The organism is Sphaerospermopsis sp. FACHB-1194, from assembly GCF_014696235.1.
Classification (GTDB): Bacteria; Cyanobacteriota; Cyanobacteriia; order Cyanobacteriales; family Nostocaceae; genus Sphaerospermopsis; species Sphaerospermopsis kisseleviana.
In genome coordinates, this window is sequence record NZ_JACJPU010000020.1 from 68,172 (window position 1) to 86,753 (window position 18,582).

Here is an 18,582-nt window from a genome sequence, read left to right on the forward strand (position 1 = left end):
TTGGGTATTTGTTTTATTAGCAATGAAGGTTATGCACTTTTAATTACCGGAGAGGAATAGTTTTTCAGTCAGTTAATTAAGACCTTATCTTTGGGCAACTCGCATTAACAGAAATAGACCAACTCCCAAACCAAACAAGTTAGGCAACCAAGCACCGACAACGGGAGAAAGAATTTCTGCCTGTGCTAAAGCCCCAGAAACTGATAATAATAAGTAATAACTAAAAATCACGATCACACTAATACCAAAACTCGTACCTCTACCAGTACGTTGAGGTATAGTTCCCATCGCCGAACCCACTAAACCAAAAATAATACAAACAAAGGGAAAGGCAATTTTTTGTTGAATTCTTACTTCTAATTTTCTAATTCTTTGGGGATTACCTGCTAAACGTTCAATTTTTAATTGTTCTAGGGCTTGAGAAATATTCATTTCTCCATAATCTCGACTATTTTCTGCAACATTTAAAGGCGTGCGCGGAAGTTGCAATTGTTGATGTTCAAACCGCAAAATATTCCGATAAGAACGGTCTGGTGCAACTAAATAAATTGTACCATTATAAAAATCCCAAACTTGTTGAGCAGGATTCCATGCAGCGGATTCGGAAACTAAAATTTGATTAACTCCTTCTCTAGAACGGTCGATAATTGTTAAACCTTTCATTTGCTTACCGTCAAATTGATCGGCATAAAACAAGCGAGATAAGATTTTATTTGTGCTACCATCTGCTGCTTTTTCTTCCCGGTATTCAGGATAATAAATATTTTGTTGTTTAAATGATGGTTTGTCTGATTGCAGTGCTTGTTCTAAAGTTCGAGTTGCTTCATAATTGGCGGCTGGGGCTATTTGTTCATTAAATACATAAGTCATACCTGTGACTAAACTACTTAATAAAACAGCAGTGAATACCATCCGATAAACACTTACACCACATCCCCTTAAAGCAATTAGTTCACTTTCACTAGATAACTTGCTGTAAGTCATCAACGTAGCGAGTAAGGTGGACATGGGGAAAGAATAAACCATTACATAGGGTAATTTTAAGACAAAAACCTTGAGAGCGATATTAATTGGTAGTCCAGATTCTACGACTTTTCGTAATAATTCAAATAAACTATCAATGGCTAAAACTACAGAAGTAAATGCCCCAACTCCAAATAAAAAAAGCGGAAGTAACTGCATCGCCAAATAACGATCCATGATCGAAAAAGGCAGCAGTGAATTAAGGGTATAGAAAGATTTAATTTGCTTAGATGCCATAAGAGAAATTAAAAATAAAAATTTCAGGACTCAGAAGTCGTAGGGGCGAAGTAGGGGCGAAGCATTCGGAAAATAGCCTGTGATAAAAATTGATAATTTATCATCCGAATGCTTCGCCCTTACAGGAAAATAGCCTGTGATAAAAATTGATAATTTATCGTCCGAATGCTTCGCCGTTACAGGAAAATAACCTGGGACAAAAATTGATAATTGGTCGTCCGAATGCTGATGCTTCCAGCACGCTTCGCGAACGCCCGTACAGGAGTCAGAAGTCAGAAGAAAAATAATTATTACCAATTACCTATTCCCTATTTTTAAACATTAAAATTATCACCTAAATAATATTGTCGAACAAGGGGATTATTATAAAGTTCATCGGCAATACCAAAAGCGAGAATTTGCCCTTCCCGCATAATGTAGGCACGATCAGTAATAGCGAGAGTTTCGCGGACATTGTGATCTGTAATTAAAATGCCCATACCGCGATCGCGCAGTTGTGCTACAATTTGCTGAATTTCTGAAACTGCTATAGGATCAACTCCGGCAAAGGGTTCATCCAAAAATAAAAATTTTGGACCTTGTCTACCTGCTGCTAAAGCCCTGGCTAACTCTGTCCGTCGTCGTTCACCTCCAGAAAGTTGAATACCTTTACTATTGGCAACTTTTTCTAAGCGAAACTCTGTTAATAAATCACCCAACCGGCTTGACCATTCCCTACGTGGCACATTAGTTTGTTCTAAAACCAAGAGAATATTATCTATAACAGACAGTTGCCGAAATACACTAGCTTCCTGTGCCAAATAGCCAATACCCAATCTAGCTCGTTTGTGCATTGGCATTCCCGTAATATCTAAATTATCTAACCACACCCTACCCTGATTAGGTTTTTCTAAACCTGTGGCAATATAAAATGTTGTGGTTTTACCAGCACCATTGGGTCCAAGTAAACCCACAATTTCACCTTGGGCTACAGAAAGATTAACGCGATTGACAATGACTCGCTTGCCATAAGATTTATGAATATTTTCTAAAACAATTTTCACTATTCGCGTTTTTGTGGTAATGAATACTAATTTTAACGCTTGAGGGGTGGTGTTCTGGGCGCTGGTTTAGCGGTTTGTCCACTCATATCACCATCATCCACCATGTAAACAGATTCTACCTGACGATTGGACTGAGGTAAGGCGATAAATCGACCTTCGTCAATTAAATAAGTGACTCTTTCTGCCCTAATACTGTTATTACCTTGTTGCAAAATATGGACGTTGCCACTGAAATCAATGCGTCGTTCTTTGCTAAAGTATTGTGCTTGGGCGGCTGTGGCTTGTATTTGACGTGCAGGATACAACATCTGCACGTTACCGCGAGCAGTGATTACTTGAGCTTTAGCATCATATTCTTGGACATCCGAGCGAATAGTCAGGGGGCGGTTTCCCCCAGAAGATTGGGCTGTAGCGGTGGGAAGTTGGTTAGTAAGGGTTATTGTACCCAAGAGGGCTACAGGCAGCATTACAGCTAATCCTAAACGGTGCATCTGTGATTTTAGCAAGTGATAGGGAGTTATCATAGTAATTTGTGATAGAAGTTTTTCAGGTTATGGCAGGTGACTGGGGACTGGGGACTGGGGACTGGTGACTGGGGACTGGGGACTGGGGACTGGTGACTGGTGACTGGGGACTGGTGACTGGGGACTGGGGACTAGTGGCAGATTTACAAACGTGTTTGTTTCCAAGTTTGTTTCCAAGTTTGATCACAAGTTTTATTATCTGTTTGTGAACTACCATTTTGGCAGTTGCTTGATATTCTAATTTGGAGGTTTGACGGTTTCCTGCATCCAAAGGTTTCTTTATTGGTAGGGTTTCACCTTGCTGATGCCACCAAATATTTTGACTCTTGTACGGGTTTAGCATTGCTAAACCCCTACTCACTCCTGAAAACTGCTATTCTTTGATCATAGAAATTTGGGGTAAAGGCAAGGCTATATTTTCACCCACATCACCACCAGCGATTTTTTCTATATCAACTTGTTGAAGTGCCTTTAAAAACTCCACACTCTCAAGTAATAATTTTTCCACATTGATACCGCAATAATAGTCTGGGTAACGACGGAGACGATTAGAACCTTCTCCTAATAAGATCATTGCTCCTCTTATGTTGCCATTACCCAGGTGATATAAGGCTACAGCAATTTGCAAAATACCTTGATACAAAGTTTTATCTGGCTCTGTTGCTTCAATCCACAGAGCTTCTAGGGTGTCATGACAAGCGTAGAACTGTCCAGAGTTGAACTGTTCTACTCCTTGCCAAAACTCTTGGGGCAGGTTTTCACTCATCTACTATTAACCCATACTATCCCGCACTTCTTTGATGGCTTCCATAGAGATTTCTTGTTTTTCACCAGCAAAATCATTTTCTGGAGTCAGGAATAGCATACAGTGACATTCTTTGCGTTCTCGCATGGGTACGCAGGGACAGTTCCAATAAGCTGCGTTAACTTCCGCTTCTTTATCTTCATAGTGACGACAAGGACACAAAGGCGCACCGAGATCGTCTTTATGTTTGGCTAAACCTTCGATAACAACTGCTGTCACGGAAGATTCAGAACAAAAGAAAGTTCCAGTGCGTTTGGCGTATTGTTCGGAAAAATGACGCATTGCCTCTAAGCTTTTATCACTGGCTTTTGTGCTAGGTTCTGAATTTATCATTGGATCGGCTTTGATAATTTAAATATTTCCTTGCATTGTACAACAGGCTGGATGTAGGGAACAGGGGACTGGTGATTGGTAATTGGTGATTGGTAATTGGTAATGGGGTTATTTACTTCCCCTACCTCCTGACTCCTGTACGGGCGTTCGCGAAGCGTGCTGGAAGCATCAGCATTCGGACGACCAATTATCAATTTTTGTCCCAGGTTATTTTCCTGTAAGGGCGAAGCATTCGGACGATAAATTATCAATTTTTATCACAGGCTATTTTCCGAATGCTTCGCCCCTACTTCGCCCCTACGACTCCTGACTCCTGCCTCCTTAATAACTTAATGGTTTTTGCAGTTGCAGTTGCAGTTCTTGTTCACTTTGCAAAATGATACCGGGGTAATCTCTATTAATGACAGTGTGTTCTGGGGATGATTGGGTATTTTCCCATAACACCCAACGACTACCTTGGGGTAATTTAGAGATGGTGAGGGGGTTTTGAGTCAGCCAAATTAAAGGATGGTTTTCTGGTGGTGTATTTGCTTCTTCTAGGGGGTTGGTTGCTGCTAAGGTTTCGAGAATGATGGTATCACCTTTGACTACTCCTGTGGCTGCTGTCCAAAGTTGTACTTGCAGTTTTTGTCTTTGTGCGTAAAAATACAAGGATGCAGCGGCAATGACAGCTTGTTAAAATTGCTCTTCTTGCCATTTGGCGGCAGTATCAAGGGCAATTATCACTTCTGGTCCACCTGTAATAATTTCTAATTCTCTTACTCGTAATTCTCCGTAACGAAAACTAGCGGAAATGTACAGTATTTTGAAGTTAAATAGGACTTACGGAAGATTTGACTGAAAACCTTATTCTTGCGTAGGGGTAATTCATGAATTACCCCTACTTTCGTTCTCTTTTGCGTAAGTCCTGTTAAATAGGAAATTTGTGAGAACTAGAACTGCGGTATATTATTAAGATATAGGACGGAGGTGGAAGATAAATTTATGCAGTTAGTCAGCCAGGAATATATAGAAATTGCTGCTGATGTGCGGAGTGGAAAACCCCGTATTGCTGGTACTCGTATAGCGGTAGAAGATGTAGCAGTGCTGCATTTAAAGCTGGGGTATTCATTGGTAGAGATAGCTGGTAAATATGATCTATCCCTGGCATCTGTTTATGCAGCAATGGCTTATTATTTTGATCATCGAGATGAAATTAATGAACGTAAAGTACAAGAGGATGAATTAGTTGAGGTATTTAAACAAAATCATCCTTCACGTCTTCAAGAGAAACTGAAACAGTTGAGAAATGAGTGAAAAAATTCGCTTTCATTTAGATGAAAATGTTGATCCTGCGATCGCTCTTGGGTTGCGTCGTTATGGAATTGATGTGACAACTACTAACAATGTGGGATTACGCACTCAATCAGATCAAGCACAGTTCAAGTTTATTCAAGAAACACAGCGAGTTCTGTTTACCCAAGATGCAGATTTTTTGATTATTGCTAGTAGTAGGTTTGATCATCCAGGGATTACTTACTGCAAGAAAGAAACTCGTTCAATTGGTGAAATTATTGAAGCTTTAGTTTTGATTTATGAAGTGATGACACCGGAAGAGATGTTGGGATATATTGAATTTTTGTGAAATAAAATAAATGTTGATAAGCTGACATATTAAAACATGGTAATTTAAATTACAAAACCAAAATAGTTTTTAAAAACATGAAAATTATCACAATTAATATTTTGTTTAAACTGAATTATTGGACACAAAGACGAGATTTATTGGTTGAGGGTTTAAAAGCAGAAAATCCTGATATTATTGCTTTACAAGAAGTTAGTTTAACAGAAGATACTGCTGCTTGGATTGCAGAACAATTAAATATTCCTTATATTTATAAAGCTGTTCCTCAAGATGTCAATAATAGTGATTTACCCTTTGGTTTAGCTATTCTCAGTCGTTTTCCGATTACAAAAACCGCAGCATTGAATTTAGAACATCAGGGAAGAATTGCTCAATATGCACAGGTTCAGTTAAATGATAACACATCAGTTGTTATTTGCAATGGTCATTATTTTTGGCATCCTGGTTCACATAAAAAACGCAATCAACAAATAAAGTTAATGTTAGATTGGTTAGCGGAGTTTGGTGAGGAAGTACCTGTTATCTCTGTGGGAGATTTTAATGGTACTCCTGATACTTCGGGAATTAAATTAATTAAAGAAAAATATCGGTCAGCTTATGAAGTATATCATGGAAGTGAGCCAGAATATACTTGTCCCACACTTTTAGGTCAAGACAAACTGAGTTGGATGAAGAGATTAAAATATTTTTGGAGACGTTTGATTTTTGATAGAAGTTGGAAACCTTGGAAGGGGACTTTAGATTATATTTTTATTAATCAGCGTTTACAGGTGCGAGAATGTCGAGTTATTCTGAATCAACCAGCAGCGAATAATCGTTATCTTTATCCTTCGGATCATTTTGGGATTGTTGCAGATTTGGAAATTGTTGATAGTTCGATTTTTTTATTTCACGCAGAGACGCGGAGGCGCAGAGAGAGATTAAGAGGTATTATTATGTTAGAGATAAGGGTGGAATTATGACAATTATTAGTGATTTAAGCATATAATCTTACCATCAGTCATCCTCATTTTGAGCAGTGATGATCAGATCAATTTCTGAAGAATATTGTTCATAATAATCCCAAGCTGCTGTTAAATCTTCCGATGTCAAACTTGGATAATTTTGCAGCAATTCTACATCATCTGCTCCCTGTTGTCTCAACGACACTAACACCCATACAGGAATACGAGTATTACGAATCCGCGCATGGACACCACAAATTCCCGGAGTTTTTTCAATAGCATGAGATTGGAGACGACTTTCTAAAAGTGTTCTTTCTTCTGGGGAAAGTGCCTCAATTACTTGTACCAGAGAATTAACTAATTGTTGATTCATATTATAATGTGAAATAAAACAATATTCTGAAATTATAACTGCTCTCTCACCCAATTCCTAAACCTCTTAATAGTTGCATTCCTCCCATTAATTCCACTACTTTCCAAATATCGAGGAATCATATCAATCAAAGGTAAACCGGGAAAATTCAAACTTGACTGAGACACCACATAATTACCATCTACTAAAATATTAATTTGCAACTTCCCATTTTCAAACCTCCATAACTCTGGAACTTTTAAAGCTTGATATATATTCGGATGAGTGCGAGAAGTAACATCAATTTCTAAAGCTAAATCTGGAGGAGGATCAATTGTTAAATCTAACCTTTTCTTCCCCCTAACTAAAGCCTCATTTTGAATATAAAAACATTGATCAGGTTCTATCCCCTTTTGCATAAATTGATTTTTAAAAGTCGTAGAACCAAGACTGAGAAATTCAATATCTAATTCTTCTAATAATGCTTTAATTAAATCACTAATAATTTCCTGATCAAATTCATGTTCTGGTAAAGGAGTCATAATTTCTAATATTCCCTGATCATAAGCAATTTTCGCAGCACGATGTTCTCCCAACTCCTCTAAAATTGCTTCCAATTCTGTCCAAGTGACATTTTCTAATAAAACCCTTTGTCCTGGTGGTACATGAATGCGCTTTAATTCCAACAACATCCTTTCCACTCCTTAAACTGAATAAATCTATCTTACCCCATCAATAACATCTTTGCGCGAAACTTAACCTTTTTTCTCTCCGCGTCTCTGCGTCTCTGCGTGAGAAAACTTTTTAAAACTTTTTTAAAACTCTTATATCAATCCCTTGGGATTTTAACTAAATTTACCAGAAACTCAAAACACTGTCAAGAGCGATCGCCGAAAAAACCAAAACTCGTTAAATTAATAGAAATTAATATTAATAATATTGAGAATAGAGAGGGGTTTATTGACACAAAACTTTTTTTCAGGTATTTCGGGAGATCAGATTTACGTGAAATTAAATCTCAAGATTATATTTTATGCTTGATTAATTTGACTATTAAACAACTTATTTAGGTGATATTTTAATTTCCACTTTTTGATTTAAAGCTGCTGCAATTCGAGCTAACATAGACAAAGAATGTCCCTCATAATCTGCATCTTCTAATCTAGCAATCACTGACTGAGTAGTACCAACTAAATCAGCTAACTGTTTTTGAGTTAGTCCAGCTTGTTTCCGAGCATCGTAAATTATTTGAGATACTTGAGCATTTAATGAAGATTCTCTCACCATCTCTTGTAATTCTGGATCTTCCTTCATCATTTTGTGAATAATTTTCACTGCATCATTAGTTTTCTTCATCTGCTTCTTTCTCTTGTTCAGTATAAGTATGAATTTCTGGATTGAGTACAAATAAATTCTTATATTTTAATGCTAAATCAATGTCTTTCTCTGAAACTTGATTATCTTCTTTAATCATGGCATGAGCTAAAATCACCACATTTTGTCCATGAAAAAAATAGAGGATTCTATACTGTACTTTAACGTGCTTCGCTCTTAACTCATAAATCCCATCTCTCAAAAAATCTGCTGCTGGTCTTCTTAATTCAAAACCATACTCGGCTAATTGTTCAATTCTCGCAATACAGTTTGCATATCCTTTGCGATCTTGTTTGATTAGTTTTTTCAACCAATTTAAAACAGGAACTTCTCCTCTATCGTCCTGAAAGAAAATGATTTGCGTTTCTGGCATTGTTGAGGATGGATTTACGTTTATTATTGATTATATAGCAAAAATGCGATTAATACTTTTACTCTGTTAACCTTTCTTCTCTTTGCGTCTTTGCGTCTTTGCGTGAGAAAAATTTTTAAAACTTTCTTAAAACTCTTATATCAATCCCTTGGGATTTTAACTAAATTTACCAGAAACTCAAAACACTGTCAAGAGCGATCGCCGAAAAAACCAAAACTCGTTAAATAATTGAGAACATTATCAATAATATTGAGAATAGAGGGGGGATTATTGACACAAAACTTTTTTTCAGGAATTTATAATAGAACGCAGATAAACGCAGATACATACAAATAAAAAATAAGGGTGGGTTTAAATTTCCCACCCTGGATAAATTAGCGTTTAGCTAACTTCTTCGCCATTTTGCGGAGACGAATAGATTGGGGAGTTACTTCTACCAACTCATCGGGTCCGATGTACTCCAATGCTCTTTCCAAACTCATTTCTACAGGTGCTTGCAATTGTACGAGTTCATCACCACCGGATGCACGGTGGTTAGTTAACTGCTTGGTTTTGCAAACGTTCAATTCTAAGTCTTGAGGACGGTTGTGTTCACCGACAATCATGCCTTTGTACACCTTTGTTCCAGGAGTAATAAAGAATGCTCCTCTATCTTCAGCGTTCTTCATGGCGTAGAATGTGGAAACGCCTTCTTCAAAAGATATCAGAACGCCTTTGTTACGGGCTTCAATATTTCCTGTGATGGGACGATAATCAAGGAAACTGTGGTTCATGATACCTTCACCACGGGTCATCCGCATAAATTCACCACGGAAACCAATCAAACCACGGGCAGGAATCACAAATTCTAATTGTGTGCGATCGCCAACACCGGGTTGCATATCTTGCATTTCCCCTTTCCGTTGTCCTAAACGTTCAATACAGCTACCTACTGCATCGCTGGGAACGTCTAAAACTAATAATTCAAAAGGTTCGCAAGGTTGGCCACTGACTTCGCGGTAAATTACTTGAGGCTGGGAAACTTGGAACTCGTAACCTTCCCGACGCATGGTTTCAATTAAGATACCCAGGTGTAATTCACCCCGTCCAGAAACGTGGAACTTATCAGGGGAGTCGGTTTCTTCCACTCTTAAAGCTACGTTGGTTTCTAATTCCCGGAACAAGCGATCGCGCACTTGACGAGATGTAACCAGTTTACCTTCTTGACCTGCAAAGGGTGAATCATTTACCCAGAAGGTCATCTGTAAAGTTGGTTCATCCACTTTAATTAGTGGTAACGCTTGGGGTTCATTAGGATCGGTAATAGTTTCACCAATGTAAGCATCAGCAAAACCAGCTACCGCCACAATATAACCAGCAGAAGCTTCTTCTAATTCCACTCGCTTCAAGCCTTCAAATCCCATCAACTTGGAAATTTTCGACTTGACAATATTACCACTTTCTGTTATCAAAGCTGCTTGTTGTCCAGCGCGGATCGTACCGTTATGGATTCTACCAATAACAATCCGTCCCAGATATTCAGAATAATCCAGGGTGGTAACTTGCAATTGCAGAGGTTTGTTAGCATCACCCACAGGTGCGGGAACATGACGGAGGATAGCCTCAAACAAAGGCTGCATATCTACCGCTTCTGCTTCCAAAGTTTCCTTGGCATAACCAGCCATCCCGGAAGCGAACAGATAAGGGAAATCACACTGATCGTCATCTGCACCTAATTCCAGGAACAGATCCAAAACCTTATCAACGGCTACATGAGGATCAGCCTTAGCGCGGTCAATTTTGTTGATAACAACAATAGGACGCAGACCTTTTTCTAAAGCTTTTTTCAGTACAAAGCGGGTTTGGGGCATTGGTCCTTCGTTAGCATCAACAATGAGAATGCAACCATCAACCATGCCTAATACCCGTTCTACCTCTCCACCGAAGTCAGCGTGTCCAGGGGTATCAACAATATTGATCAGGGTATCTTTATATTTAACCGCCGTATTTTTGGAAAGAATAGTAATTCCCCGCTCTCTCTCCAGATCATTGGAGTCCATCACACAATCCGGAACGTCTTCGCCTTCGCGGAAAATGCCGGACTGTTTGAGGAGAGCATCAACCAGGGTGGTTTTACCGTGGTCAACGTGGGCGATAATGGCGACGTTACGAATTGGGAGCGTCATAAGAGCGTTGTTGTGTAATTTAGGGTTTTTAGATTTAATAGCTTAGTTAGCTTAGGGTTTGGTTGTTTTAACAGAAGTGGGGGTTTTTTGCCAGTTCTGTAACGAACCTTTAATAATTCTAACTCAATTGTCACAAAAATTGTTATTTTGACAGGAAATAGCAAGAGTGTTTTTGAGGTTTAGGGGTGGTTATTGGGGTTATCAATGACTAAACCTTCGGAGACTGCGGCATTATTCAATTCTTGATCAGCAGATACAAAAGTTAATGGATGCAAATTATTGGCTATGCAAAGATCATTAATAGCTTTAGCAGCAGCTAACTGAACTGCGTCATAACCCCGCAAACCGTGTTTTTCTGCTAAGGTCATGGCTGAATTAATAATAGTATCTGTAATTTCAATTACTTGATATTCAGATTGAATATCATTTTTTAATTGGGAATAAACTGTTGTAGCATCTGAAGATGAGATATTTCCACCCCTTGCACGTCTACTAATTGCCGCAGTAATTTCCACAGCAGTAATAGCACCAATAAATACATTATTTTTGAAATTAGGATTACACAAACTCACAACCCAAGTTGAACCTATTTCCGCAACATAGCGTTTAACTAAAGCACTACTATCAAAGAAATAAACAGTCATTTAGCAGCGTTCCTCAATGATAGTTTGAGAAACAGGTTTACCCTGTACTTGAATGAGAGTTCTTTCCTGTGGTTGGGGAATGGGTTGTTTAATTTCTTTCACCAAACCAGAATTTACAAGTGCTTGATAAAATTTTGTGGTTTGATCAGCTTGTGCTTTGTCAGTCAGATATATGTGAATAATCTGATTAAGCTGCTGTAGTTCATCCTGTTCTAAACTATTTAGCTGGTTAATAATTTCATTCAGAAGCGTTTGTGGCATAGGTTCTTAGTTTGTCACATCAGGATTTTCTATTATTTTAAACCGCCAAAAAGTATTCTCATAATAGTCATAATAGAAGTTAAGTGTACTTGAGATTTTTTAGGCGGGGGTTTTTGCCAGTTGTGTAAAGAACCTTTAATAATTCTAGCTTAATTGTTACAACAATTGTGATTTTGAGAGAAAATACCAAGAGTGTTTCTTGGGGTTCATCGTCTAATCAACAGATTTTTCAGTAAAAATGTACTAAAAAATGAATTTAAAGTATAATAAATGGAGTATGTATTGTGTTTAATTTGCGAGTGTGATTATGATTGATTGTCTAACCGTAGCTCGCTACTTCATTATTAAAGCTTACCAAGACGGCATAGAAGCAGAAATGACAAATATGAAAGTACAAAAGCTGCTTTATTATGCCCAAAGTTTGTATTTAGCCATGTATGATCAACAATTATTTCCCGAAGAAATACAGGCATGGCGTTATGGTCCAGTTTGTCCACCTGCCTATAGATTTTATAGCGAATTTGAAGCTAAACAATTACCTATTCCCAGTCAAGAATCATTATCAGAAATATCTGAAGATTACAAACAACTTTTAGAAGAAGTATGGGAATATTTTGGTGGTTATCATGCTTATCGTTTAAGTGATATGACTCACTTAGAATTTCCTTGGAAAAAAGCACGTCAAGGTTTACCACCTCAAGCTGCTTCCACCACAGTCATTTTATTAGAAGATTTAAAAGCATTAGGACATGAGAAATTAGATCAGATAGAAAGAGATCATCCATTTTACAAAGATGTAATGAGACAAGTTTTAAAAGATGCTTGTAATTCAGAAACATCAAATCGTGTTAAAAAAGGAGAAGTGCGTGACTGGCTTAACTCCCTTCTCGATTGAAAAATCTGATAATTTTCAGCGTTCTTTTAAAAAACTTGCCAAAGCTTATAGGTCTGATTTTGTCGAGTGTGTGGCACAAATTTTAGAAGATTTAATTGATGATCAATATCCGATAAATTCTCGCTATGAACCTTTACCGGGAAAAAGCGATAAAGTTAGCCAAATGCAATCATCCCCATATCGTGAAAATTTACGAAGTTATAAATGAGGATGATTTGTGGTGTATGGTGATGGAATATATTGATGGGGAAAATTTAGGAACTTTAGTAGAAAATCACGGTGTTTTATCTGAAGATATAGCATTAAAATACATTCAGCAAATAGGAGAAGCATTAACCGTAGTTCACAATAATGGATTATTACATCGAGATATAAAACCGCAAAATATAATGATACGTTCTGGGAAATCAGAAGCAGTATTAATTGATTTGGTGGAATGGAACAGCTAAGATAACTATTAATGGAAAAATTCACTCTGATAAAACTACAATAATAATAAAAGAAATAAAAATTTTATCTGGTTATTGGAGACTTGGAGAAAATCAAGGTTATTTATCATCTGATAGTAAGCAAATATCTGGTACTGGGAAAGATAGAAAAGGTTCTTATTCATGGTTATTGAAAAGAATTGATTAAAAAAATATTAAAATTGTGAAAAATAAATCTCTCTTCCTCTCCTCTTCTTCTTCTTCCTTCGTGTCCTTTGCGTCCTTCGCGGTTCAATCCTTTCAAACCTCAACACCAAACGGAAAATACCCATTTAAAAAATGCTAACAGAAAGATTCACCCAAGCATTAACCTACACGCACCAACTCCACGCAACCCAGATCAGAAAAGGTTCAGGAGTACCCTATATTAGCCACTTATTAGGAGTAGCCAGCATAGCCTTAGAATATGGTGCAAACGAAGAAGAAGCGATCGCCGCATTATTACATGATGCCATAGAAGATCAAGGAGGAGTAGCCATCAGAGCAGAAATTCGTCATCGCTTTGGAGATAACGTCACCGCAATAGTTGACGGATGCACCGACGCAGACACCAACCCTAAACCCCCTTGGAAAGAACGCAAAGAAAAATATCTCGCTCATATTCCCACCGCTTCCCCTTCCGTGTTGCTGGTTTCCTGTGCTGATAAAATTTATAATGCTAGATCAATTCTTAAAGACTATCGTTTGATGGGTGATGCAGTCTGGGAAAGATTTAAAGCAGGTAAAGAAGGAACTTTGTGGTATTATCGCGCCTTAGTAGATGCTTTTAAGAAAACTTATAAAAATACTAAAATTATACCCTTGGTAGAAGAATTAGAACGAGTAGTAATAGAATTAGAAACTTTAGTAAAGTAGGTGACTGGGGACTGGGGACTGGGGACTGGGGACTGGGGACTGGGGACTGGGGACTGGTGACTGGGTAATCAATTTTATGTTTTCTAATCAACTATTCCCAATTCCCAATTCCCAATTCCCAATTCCCAATTCCCAATTCCCAATTCCCAATTCCCAATTCCCAATTCCCCAAGATAAATGTAAGGGTTTAGCATTGCTAAACCCCTACTGACTCCAGATAAAAATCATCCTTGGGGGTGATTTAATTCGCCATCTAACGGAATAAGCTACTTAATGAACTATCTTCGTGAATCCGCCAAATCGCCTCACCAAGTAAATTAGCAACTGACAGCGTGACTAACTGAGGAAAACGATTACTTTCAGGAATAGGAATAGTGTTAGTAACTATCACTTCCTCAAATAAGCCACTGGATAAGCGTTCAATCGCTGGTGGTGAAAATACGGCATGGGTAGCACAAGCATATACTTGACCAGCGCCTTCTTGACGGAGTAATTTCGCCCCTTCTGTAATTGTTCCGCCTGTATCAATCATGTCATCTACTAAAATCGCCGTTTTGCCTCTGACATCACCGATGACATTCAAAACCTCAGCGACGTTGTGAGCTTGACGGCGTTTATCAATGATTGCCAGAGGTGCATCATTCAATTTTTTGGCAAATGCTCTGGCTCTGGCAACACCGCCCACATCAGGGGAAACAACTACAACATCATGTAGTTGTTTACTCTGTAAATAATCCAGTATCACGGGTGAACCATAAACATGATCAAAGGGTATATCAAAATACCCCTGTATTTGTGCTGCGTGTAAGTCCATTGCGAGAATACGACTAGCACCGGCTTGAGTAATCAGGTTAGCAACCAGTTTAGCTGTGATAGATTCTCGTCCTGCGGTTTTGCGGTCAGCGCGGGCATAACCATAATAGGGAATTACTGCGGTAATTTGCCGTGCAGATGCGCGACGACAAGCATCAATCATGATCAGTAATTCCATTAAATGGTCGTTAACCGGCTGGCACGTTGGCTGGATTAAATAGACATCACAACCGCGGATAGATTCTTGAATTTGAACATACAGTTCTCCATCTGCAAATCTTTTACGAATCATTGGACCCAAGTCCATCCCCAGGTAACGAGCGACTTCTTGGGATAATTGTAAATTGGCAGAACCGGAAAACAGTCTTAGACGGTGATTTTCAGTCAATCCTGTGGTGACTGGGTGCATTGTCAAAGTTGCAGAACTCAGCACAGCAGATCCTCGATGTGCATTCATGGCGATATTATCATCAGAGATTTAGCAGATTTCACGGTCATAGATAGACTAAACAAAACATTTGTAAGTTTTGTTGAAACTTCTATACAAACTTGCAATATTTCTCCATATACTTACATTCACTAATTTTCTAGTTCTTCTGAGAAAAAACCAATGAGGAATATACTGACATCTATTTTGATCAATAGTTTCAGAGTTCCATTTTTGGAAATTGGAATGAACCACCCAAATATTTGATAATTTGCTATGGTAGATCACTTATTATACCGTTTCTTTTATCACTGAGATCAATTTATTTGCACATAAATTCAAAATTGTTTCAAATTTTCAACAGTATTAATCAGTCCCACAGAAAATGATCAATGCCAGTTGACATGACTGGTGACTGGTGACTGGGGACTGGGGACTGGGGACTGGTGACTGGGGACTGGTGACTGGTGACTGGGGACTGGGGACTGGTGACTGGTGACTGGTGACTGGGGACTGGTGACTGGGGACTGGTGACTGGGGACTGGTGACTGGGGACTGGTGACTGGTGACTGGGGACTGGTGACTGGGGACTGGTGACTGGTGACTGGGTAATCAATTTTATTTTTTCTAATCAACTATTCCCAATTCCCAATTCCCAATTCCCACGTTTATGCTTTAGTTAATTTCTAGCTCAGTTGCTATTACACTTACTCTATTGATTATGCAACCACCCATTAAAGTTGGTACTGTTCTACAAAATCGTTATCACATCATTCACATTCTCGGACAAGGGGGTTTTGGTAGAACCTATCTCGCAGAAGACGAAAGACGCTTTAACGAACTTTGTGCAATTAAAGAATTAATGCTCACGGAGACGGGTGTTTATGGTGGAAAAAAGGCACAGGAGTTGTTTGAACGCGAAGCTGCCACTTTATATCAAATCGAGCATCTGCAAATACCCAAGTTTAGAGAGAAGTTTTCCCAAGATCAACGCTTATTTTTGGTGCAAGATTACATTAGCGGGAAGACCTATCACACCCTGTTAAATGAACGTCGCGCTGAAAGTCAAGCTTTTACTGAAGCTGAGGTATTACACTTGCTATGCTCTTTGTTGCCCGTTTTGGAGCATATTCACAACAAGAGAATTATTCACCGGGATATTTCGCCGGATAATTTGATTTTACGGGATATTGATCAAAAACCTGTATTAATTGATTTTGGGGTGGTGAAAGAACTAGCTACACGGTTATCTACCCCGGAAAAAAAGCCGGTGACAACGGTGGGGAAACCCGGCTATTCTCCTAGTGAACAAATGCAGTCTGGTAAAGCTTATCCTAATAGTGATTTGTATGCACTAGCGGTAACGGCTATAGTTTTGTTGACGGGAAAAGAACCAGCAGAGTTATTTAATGAAACCCAACTGACTTGGAACTGGCAGCAATGGGTAGAAGTGAATCACGGATTTGCTGAAGTTTTAAATCGGATGTTAAGTTATGTACCGGGCGATCGCTATCAAAGTGCTAAGGATGTATTATCAGCTTTAGAATCTCTGGAGCAACGGCATATTCCGCAGCCAGAGGTATCATATCTGCCAACTGTTGCTGTTAGTCATCGTCCCGATCCTTTACCACTCACACCCAACACACTTGATCCAGTAATTCCACCGCATCAAAGTAGCTCTATCTTAGATAATCCGTTAGCTATTGGTGCTATTGGCAGTGCCGTAGTAATCTTAGCAGGATTTGGTTCTTGGACAGTGGTTAATTCTCTTCGCAGTCAACAATCACAAACACCACCAGAACAAGCAACCACACCCCAAAGTTTTCCTTCTCCTGTTATTCCCGGTGTGACATCTACACCAACACCAGATTTAACATTAACACCAACACCAACACCGACTAATACTGAATTTGTTTTCTATACAAAACGTTTGAGATTCGGAACATCTAACACAATTAAGGTAGATGATACTATCAAGGCTCAGGAAATAATTAAATACAGTTTTACGGGTGATGTTGGGCAAAAGTTAACTGTATCTGTTGACAAAGAAAGTGGAGTTGTGTTAGCGGTGCTAACCGCTGATGGTCAACCGATTAGTTATGATTCAGAGCGAGTTACTTCTTATCAAGGGCTATTATCAAATAGTGGTGAATACATTATTCAATTAACTTTGTCCACAGAAGTGGCTGAAAGTGATTATAGTTTGAATATCGCTTTAGAAAACCCAGTTGAACCTACACCCACCGAAACCCCAACCCCCCCCGAAACCCCCACCCCTACCGAAACCCCCACCCCTACCGAAACCCCCACCCCTACCGAAACCCCCACCCCCACCGAAACCCCCACCCCCTCACTCACGGAAACACCCGGTACAGACTCACCAGAAAATAATCCCATCCCGGAAACTACTCCCACACCAGAAATTACGCCTAGTAATTAGCGCGATTAACGCTAAATTAAAGATAGTCCAGCTATTTTCCGGCTGGGCTAAATTTTTTCGTTTACAGTAATTATTCGTAAATAAATTGTCAAACACATTACTAATTACGGGAACTGATACGGAGGCTGGTAAAACTTTTTTGACTACCGCCCTAGCAGCCTATTGGCAGAAATATCGCCCTCAAAGCCGCTTGGGGATTATGAAACCCATTCAATCTGGGGAGGGTGACAAGGAGTTATATCAGTCACTTTTTACACTAAGTCAGACTCCAGAAGAACTCACGCCTTTGTATTTTCAAGCACCTCTAGCGCCACCCATTGCCGCTGCTAAGGAAAATCGGACTATAGATTTAGGTTTGGTTTGGCAAACTTTGTTAAAGTTGCAACAGCGAAGTGATTTTTTGTTGGTGGAATCTTTGGGAGGGTTAGGTTCACCAGTTACGGATGAATTGACGGTAGCTGATTTAGCGGGTGAATGGCGTTTACCTACGGTTTTAGTTGTACCTGTGCGATTAGGTGCGATCGCTCAAGTTGTGGCTAATGTAGCATTGGCAAGACAGGCTAAGATAAATTTGCGGGGAATTGTCCTTAATTGTACACAACCACGGTTTGATGAGGAAATAGCTGACTTAACACCACCGGAGTTAATTGAATCATTTACTCACATCCCCGTTTTAGGTTGTTTACCTTTTTTAGAAGATCCAAATAACCTAGAACAACTAGCGGAAGTTGGATCTAATTTAGACTGGGAAAGATTATTGTAGGTGACTGGGGACTGGGGACTGGGGACTGGGGACTGGTGACTGGGGACTGGGGACTGGTGACTGGTGACTGGGGACTGGTGACTGGTGACTGGTGACTGGTGACTGGTGACTGGTGACTGGTGACTGGTGACTGGTGACTGGTGACTGGTGACTGGTGACTGGTGACTGGTGACTGGGGACTGGGGACTGGTGACTGGTG

The 18,582-nt window shown here is 39.2% G+C and carries 29 protein-coding genes and 1 pseudogene; 11 read left to right on the top strand and 19 right to left on the bottom strand.

Annotated elements, in window-relative coordinates; genetic code table 11:
• Positions 1-84: 84 nt before the first annotated feature.
• Positions 85-1,200: an LptF/LptG family permease gene (locus H6F45_RS13430; protein WP_096572731.1), complete on the bottom strand. Its 1,116-nt coding sequence runs from the start codon at positions 1,198-1,200 to the stop codon at positions 85-87.
• A 206-nt stretch (positions 1,201-1,406) separates the two neighbouring features.
• On the opposite strand from H6F45_RS13430, the gene H6F45_RS13435 reads away from it, so the two are divergent.
• A complete protein-coding gene (locus H6F45_RS13435; RefSeq protein WP_190347414.1) occupies positions 1,407-1,547 on the top strand; it encodes a hypothetical protein in 141 nt (46 codons plus the stop codon).
• Positions 1,548-1,574: 27 nt separating this feature from the next.
• On the opposite strand, the gene lptB is transcribed toward H6F45_RS13435, so the two are convergent.
• From lptB to H6F45_RS13470, 7 genes and pseudogenes are all read right to left on the bottom strand, one after another.
• Complete coding sequence (gene lptB, locus H6F45_RS13440; RefSeq protein ID WP_096569614.1) at positions 1,575-2,303, bottom strand: LPS export ABC transporter ATP-binding protein; 729 nt, start codon at positions 2,301-2,303, stop codon at positions 1,575-1,577.
• Between the two features lie 32 nt (positions 2,304-2,335).
• On the bottom strand, positions 2,336-2,827 hold the full coding sequence (locus H6F45_RS13445) for an LptA/OstA family protein (RefSeq protein WP_190347415.1): 492 nt from the start codon (positions 2,825-2,827) through the stop codon (positions 2,336-2,338).
• A 22-nt stretch (positions 2,828-2,849) separates the two neighbouring features.
• A complete protein-coding gene (locus tag H6F45_RS13450; RefSeq protein ID WP_190347429.1) occupies positions 2,850-3,170 on the bottom strand; it encodes a hypothetical protein in 321 nt (106 codons plus the stop codon).
• Positions 3,171-3,200: 30 nt separating this feature from the next.
• A complete protein-coding gene (locus H6F45_RS13455) occupies positions 3,201-3,593 on the bottom strand; it encodes a DUF309 domain-containing protein (RefSeq protein WP_096569618.1) in 393 nt (130 codons plus the stop codon).
• A 6-nt stretch (positions 3,594-3,599) separates the two neighbouring features.
• Complete coding sequence (locus H6F45_RS13460) at positions 3,600-3,965, bottom strand: ferredoxin thioredoxin reductase catalytic beta subunit (protein ID WP_096569620.1); 366 nt, start codon at positions 3,963-3,965, stop codon at positions 3,600-3,602.
• Positions 3,962-4,216, bottom strand: a complete 255-nt coding sequence (locus tag H6F45_RS13465; protein ID WP_190347416.1) for a hypothetical protein — start codon at positions 4,214-4,216, stop codon at positions 3,962-3,964. The genes H6F45_RS13460 and H6F45_RS13465 overlap by 4 nt, the downstream gene beginning before the upstream one ends.
• A 70-nt stretch (positions 4,217-4,286) precedes the next feature.
• Positions 4,287-4,772 (bottom strand): annotated as a pseudogene (locus tag H6F45_RS13470) (DUF58 domain-containing protein); the annotation flags it as partial.
• A 177-nt stretch (positions 4,773-4,949) separates the two neighbouring features.
• Here H6F45_RS13470 and H6F45_RS13475 point away from each other — a divergent pair.
• The 3 genes from H6F45_RS13475 (at position 4,950) to H6F45_RS13485 (ending at position 6,551) form a co-directional block, all read left to right on the top strand.
• The gene (locus tag H6F45_RS13475) at positions 4,950-5,261 is read left to right on the top strand and encodes a DUF433 domain-containing protein (protein ID WP_096569624.1); all 312 of its coding nucleotides are present in this window, start codon (positions 4,950-4,952) and stop codon (positions 5,259-5,261) included.
• Positions 5,254-5,589: a DUF5615 family PIN-like protein gene (locus H6F45_RS13480; protein ID WP_137669122.1), complete on the top strand. Its 336-nt coding sequence runs from the start codon at positions 5,254-5,256 to the stop codon at positions 5,587-5,589. The genes H6F45_RS13475 and H6F45_RS13480 overlap by 8 nt, the downstream gene beginning before the upstream one ends.
• Before the next feature lie 77 nt (positions 5,590-5,666).
• Positions 5,667-6,551: an endonuclease/exonuclease/phosphatase family protein gene (locus tag H6F45_RS13485; RefSeq protein WP_190347417.1), complete on the top strand. Its 885-nt coding sequence runs from the start codon at positions 5,667-5,669 to the stop codon at positions 6,549-6,551.
• A gap of 34 nt (positions 6,552-6,585) precedes the next feature.
• On the opposite strand, the gene H6F45_RS13490 is transcribed toward H6F45_RS13485, so the two are convergent.
• The 7 genes from H6F45_RS13490 to H6F45_RS13520 all read right to left on the bottom strand — a co-directional run bounded on the left by H6F45_RS13490 (position 6,586) and on the right by H6F45_RS13520 (position 11,702).
• On the bottom strand, positions 6,586-6,906 hold the full coding sequence (locus H6F45_RS13490) for a DUF433 domain-containing protein (protein ID WP_190347418.1): 321 nt from the start codon (positions 6,904-6,906) through the stop codon (positions 6,586-6,588).
• 32 nt (positions 6,907-6,938) lie between these two features.
• Positions 6,939-7,577, bottom strand: coding sequence for a Uma2 family endonuclease (locus H6F45_RS13495; protein ID WP_190347419.1), 639 nt, complete (start codon positions 7,575-7,577; stop codon positions 6,939-6,941).
• Between the two features lie 370 nt (positions 7,578-7,947).
• Positions 7,948-8,241 (bottom strand): helix-turn-helix transcriptional regulator, encoded by a 294-nt coding sequence (locus H6F45_RS13500; RefSeq protein ID WP_137669285.1) that lies wholly within the window; start codon positions 8,239-8,241, stop codon positions 7,948-7,950.
• A complete protein-coding gene (locus H6F45_RS13505) occupies positions 8,228-8,632 on the bottom strand; it encodes a type II toxin-antitoxin system RelE/ParE family toxin (RefSeq protein WP_137669286.1) in 405 nt (134 codons plus the stop codon). The genes H6F45_RS13500 and H6F45_RS13505 overlap by 14 nt, the downstream gene beginning before the upstream one ends.
• Before the next feature lie 374 nt (positions 8,633-9,006).
• Complete coding sequence (gene typA, locus H6F45_RS13510; RefSeq protein ID WP_096569646.1) at positions 9,007-10,797, bottom strand: translational GTPase TypA; 1,791 nt, start codon at positions 10,795-10,797, stop codon at positions 9,007-9,009.
• A 179-nt stretch (positions 10,798-10,976) separates the two neighbouring features.
• On the bottom strand, positions 10,977-11,441 hold the full coding sequence (locus tag H6F45_RS13515; protein WP_137669287.1) for a type II toxin-antitoxin system VapC family toxin: 465 nt from the start codon (positions 11,439-11,441) through the stop codon (positions 10,977-10,979).
• The gene (locus H6F45_RS13520) at positions 11,442-11,702 is read right to left on the bottom strand and encodes a hypothetical protein (protein WP_190347420.1); all 261 of its coding nucleotides are present in this window, start codon (positions 11,700-11,702) and stop codon (positions 11,442-11,444) included.
• Positions 11,703-12,009: 307 nt separating this feature from the next.
• Between H6F45_RS13520 and H6F45_RS13525 the strand changes: the two genes are divergently transcribed.
• From H6F45_RS13525 to H6F45_RS13535, 5 genes are all read left to right on the top strand, one after another.
• Positions 12,010-12,597, top strand: a complete 588-nt coding sequence (locus H6F45_RS13525; protein ID WP_190347421.1) for a type II toxin-antitoxin system antitoxin SocA domain-containing protein — start codon at positions 12,010-12,012, stop codon at positions 12,595-12,597.
• A complete protein-coding gene (locus H6F45_RS26220) occupies positions 12,569-12,805 on the top strand; it encodes a hypothetical protein (protein WP_236104177.1) in 237 nt (78 codons plus the stop codon). The genes H6F45_RS13525 and H6F45_RS26220 overlap by 29 nt, the downstream gene beginning before the upstream one ends.
• Positions 12,780-13,046: a protein kinase gene (locus tag H6F45_RS26225; RefSeq protein WP_236104176.1), complete on the top strand. Its 267-nt coding sequence runs from the start codon at positions 12,780-12,782 to the stop codon at positions 13,044-13,046. Before H6F45_RS26220 ends, H6F45_RS26225 begins: the two co-directional genes overlap by 26 nt.
• On the top strand, positions 13,021-13,233 hold the full coding sequence (locus H6F45_RS26230) for a hypothetical protein (protein ID WP_199291176.1): 213 nt from the start codon (positions 13,021-13,023) through the stop codon (positions 13,231-13,233). Before H6F45_RS26225 ends, H6F45_RS26230 begins: the two co-directional genes overlap by 26 nt.
• Before the next feature lie 131 nt (positions 13,234-13,364).
• Positions 13,365-13,940 (top strand): HD domain-containing protein, encoded by a 576-nt coding sequence (locus H6F45_RS13535; protein WP_096569654.1) that lies wholly within the window; start codon positions 13,365-13,367, stop codon positions 13,938-13,940.
• Here the strand turns inward: H6F45_RS13535 and H6F45_RS13540 are convergent.
• The 3 genes from H6F45_RS13540 to H6F45_RS13550 all read right to left on the bottom strand — a co-directional run bounded on the left by H6F45_RS13540 (position 13,879) and on the right by H6F45_RS13550 (position 15,815).
• Positions 13,879-14,031: a hypothetical protein gene (locus H6F45_RS13540; RefSeq protein ID WP_190347422.1), complete on the bottom strand. Its 153-nt coding sequence runs from the start codon at positions 14,029-14,031 to the stop codon at positions 13,879-13,881. The genes H6F45_RS13535 and H6F45_RS13540 overlap by 62 nt on opposite strands.
• Positions 14,032-14,193: 162 nt before the next feature.
• Positions 14,194-15,210 (bottom strand): ribose-phosphate pyrophosphokinase, encoded by a 1,017-nt coding sequence (locus H6F45_RS13545; protein ID WP_096569656.1) that lies wholly within the window; start codon positions 15,208-15,210, stop codon positions 14,194-14,196.
• A 359-nt stretch (positions 15,211-15,569) separates the two neighbouring features.
• Complete coding sequence (locus H6F45_RS13550; protein ID WP_190347423.1) at positions 15,570-15,815, bottom strand: hypothetical protein; 246 nt, start codon at positions 15,813-15,815, stop codon at positions 15,570-15,572.
• 86 nt (positions 15,816-15,901) lie between these two features.
• On the opposite strand from H6F45_RS13550, the gene H6F45_RS13555 reads away from it, so the two are divergent.
• Both H6F45_RS13555 and bioD read left to right on the top strand, forming a co-directional pair.
• Positions 15,902-17,620, top strand: coding sequence for a serine/threonine-protein kinase (locus tag H6F45_RS13555; protein ID WP_190347424.1), 1,719 nt, complete (start codon positions 15,902-15,904; stop codon positions 17,618-17,620).
• Between the two features lie 85 nt (positions 17,621-17,705).
• The gene (gene bioD / locus H6F45_RS13560) at positions 17,706-18,383 is read left to right on the top strand and encodes a dethiobiotin synthase (RefSeq protein ID WP_190347425.1); all 678 of its coding nucleotides are present in this window, start codon (positions 17,706-17,708) and stop codon (positions 18,381-18,383) included.
• Here bioD and H6F45_RS13565 read toward each other — a convergent pair.
• Positions 18,375-18,582: hypothetical protein (locus H6F45_RS13565; protein WP_199301816.1), on the bottom strand; the 208-nt coding region annotated here is incomplete at its 5' end. The genes bioD and H6F45_RS13565 overlap by 9 nt on opposite strands.

Coding starts and splice junctions, on each gene's coding strand:
- H6F45_RS13475 (WP_096569624.1), top strand. CDS start 4,950: ATGCAGTTAGTCAGCCAGGAATATATAGAAATTGCTGCTGATGTGCGG.
- H6F45_RS13500 (WP_137669285.1), bottom strand. CDS start 8,241: ATGAAGAAAACTAATGATGCAGTGAAAATTATTCACAAAATGATGAAG.
- H6F45_RS13485 (WP_190347417.1), top strand. CDS start 5,667: ATGAAAATTATCACAATTAATATTTTGTTTAAACTGAATTATTGGACA.
- typA (WP_096569646.1), bottom strand. CDS start 10,797: ATGACGCTCCCAATTCGTAACGTCGCCATTATCGCCCACGTTGACCAC.
- H6F45_RS13525 (WP_190347421.1), top strand. CDS start 12,010: ATGATTGATTGTCTAACCGTAGCTCGCTACTTCATTATTAAAGCTTAC.
- H6F45_RS13495 (WP_190347419.1), bottom strand. CDS start 7,577: ATGTTGTTGGAATTAAAGCGCATTCATGTACCACCAGGACAAAGGGTT.
- H6F45_RS13490 (WP_190347418.1), bottom strand. CDS start 6,906: ATGAATCAACAATTAGTTAATTCTCTGGTACAAGTAATTGAGGCACTT.
- H6F45_RS13455 (WP_096569618.1), bottom strand. CDS start 3,593: ATGAGTGAAAACCTGCCCCAAGAGTTTTGGCAAGGAGTAGAACAGTTC.
- H6F45_RS13480 (WP_137669122.1), top strand. CDS start 5,254: ATGAGTGAAAAAATTCGCTTTCATTTAGATGAAAATGTTGATCCTGCG.
- H6F45_RS13535 (WP_096569654.1), top strand. CDS start 13,365: ATGCTAACAGAAAGATTCACCCAAGCATTAACCTACACGCACCAACTC.
- H6F45_RS13515 (WP_137669287.1), bottom strand. CDS start 11,441: ATGACTGTTTATTTCTTTGATAGTAGTGCTTTAGTTAAACGCTATGTT.
- H6F45_RS13460 (WP_096569620.1), bottom strand. CDS start 3,965: ATGATAAATTCAGAACCTAGCACAAAAGCCAGTGATAAAAGCTTAGAG.
- H6F45_RS13520 (WP_190347420.1), bottom strand. CDS start 11,702: ATGCCACAAACGCTTCTGAATGAAATTATTAACCAGCTAAATAGTTTA.
- H6F45_RS13430 (WP_096572731.1), bottom strand. CDS start 1,200: ATGGATCGTTATTTGGCGATGCAGTTACTTCCGCTTTTTTTATTTGGA.
- H6F45_RS13450 (WP_190347429.1), bottom strand. CDS start 3,170: ATGCTAAACCCGTACAAGAGTCAAAATATTTGGTGGCATCAGCAAGGT.
- H6F45_RS13445 (WP_190347415.1), bottom strand. CDS start 2,827: ATGATAACTCCCTATCACTTGCTAAAATCACAGATGCACCGTTTAGGA.
- H6F45_RS13555 (WP_190347424.1), top strand. CDS start 15,902: ATGCAACCACCCATTAAAGTTGGTACTGTTCTACAAAATCGTTATCAC.
- H6F45_RS13545 (WP_096569656.1), bottom strand. CDS start 15,210: ATGAATGCACATCGAGGATCTGCTGTGCTGAGTTCTGCAACTTTGACA.
- H6F45_RS13505 (WP_137669286.1), bottom strand. CDS start 8,632: ATGCCAGAAACGCAAATCATTTTCTTTCAGGACGATAGAGGAGAAGTT.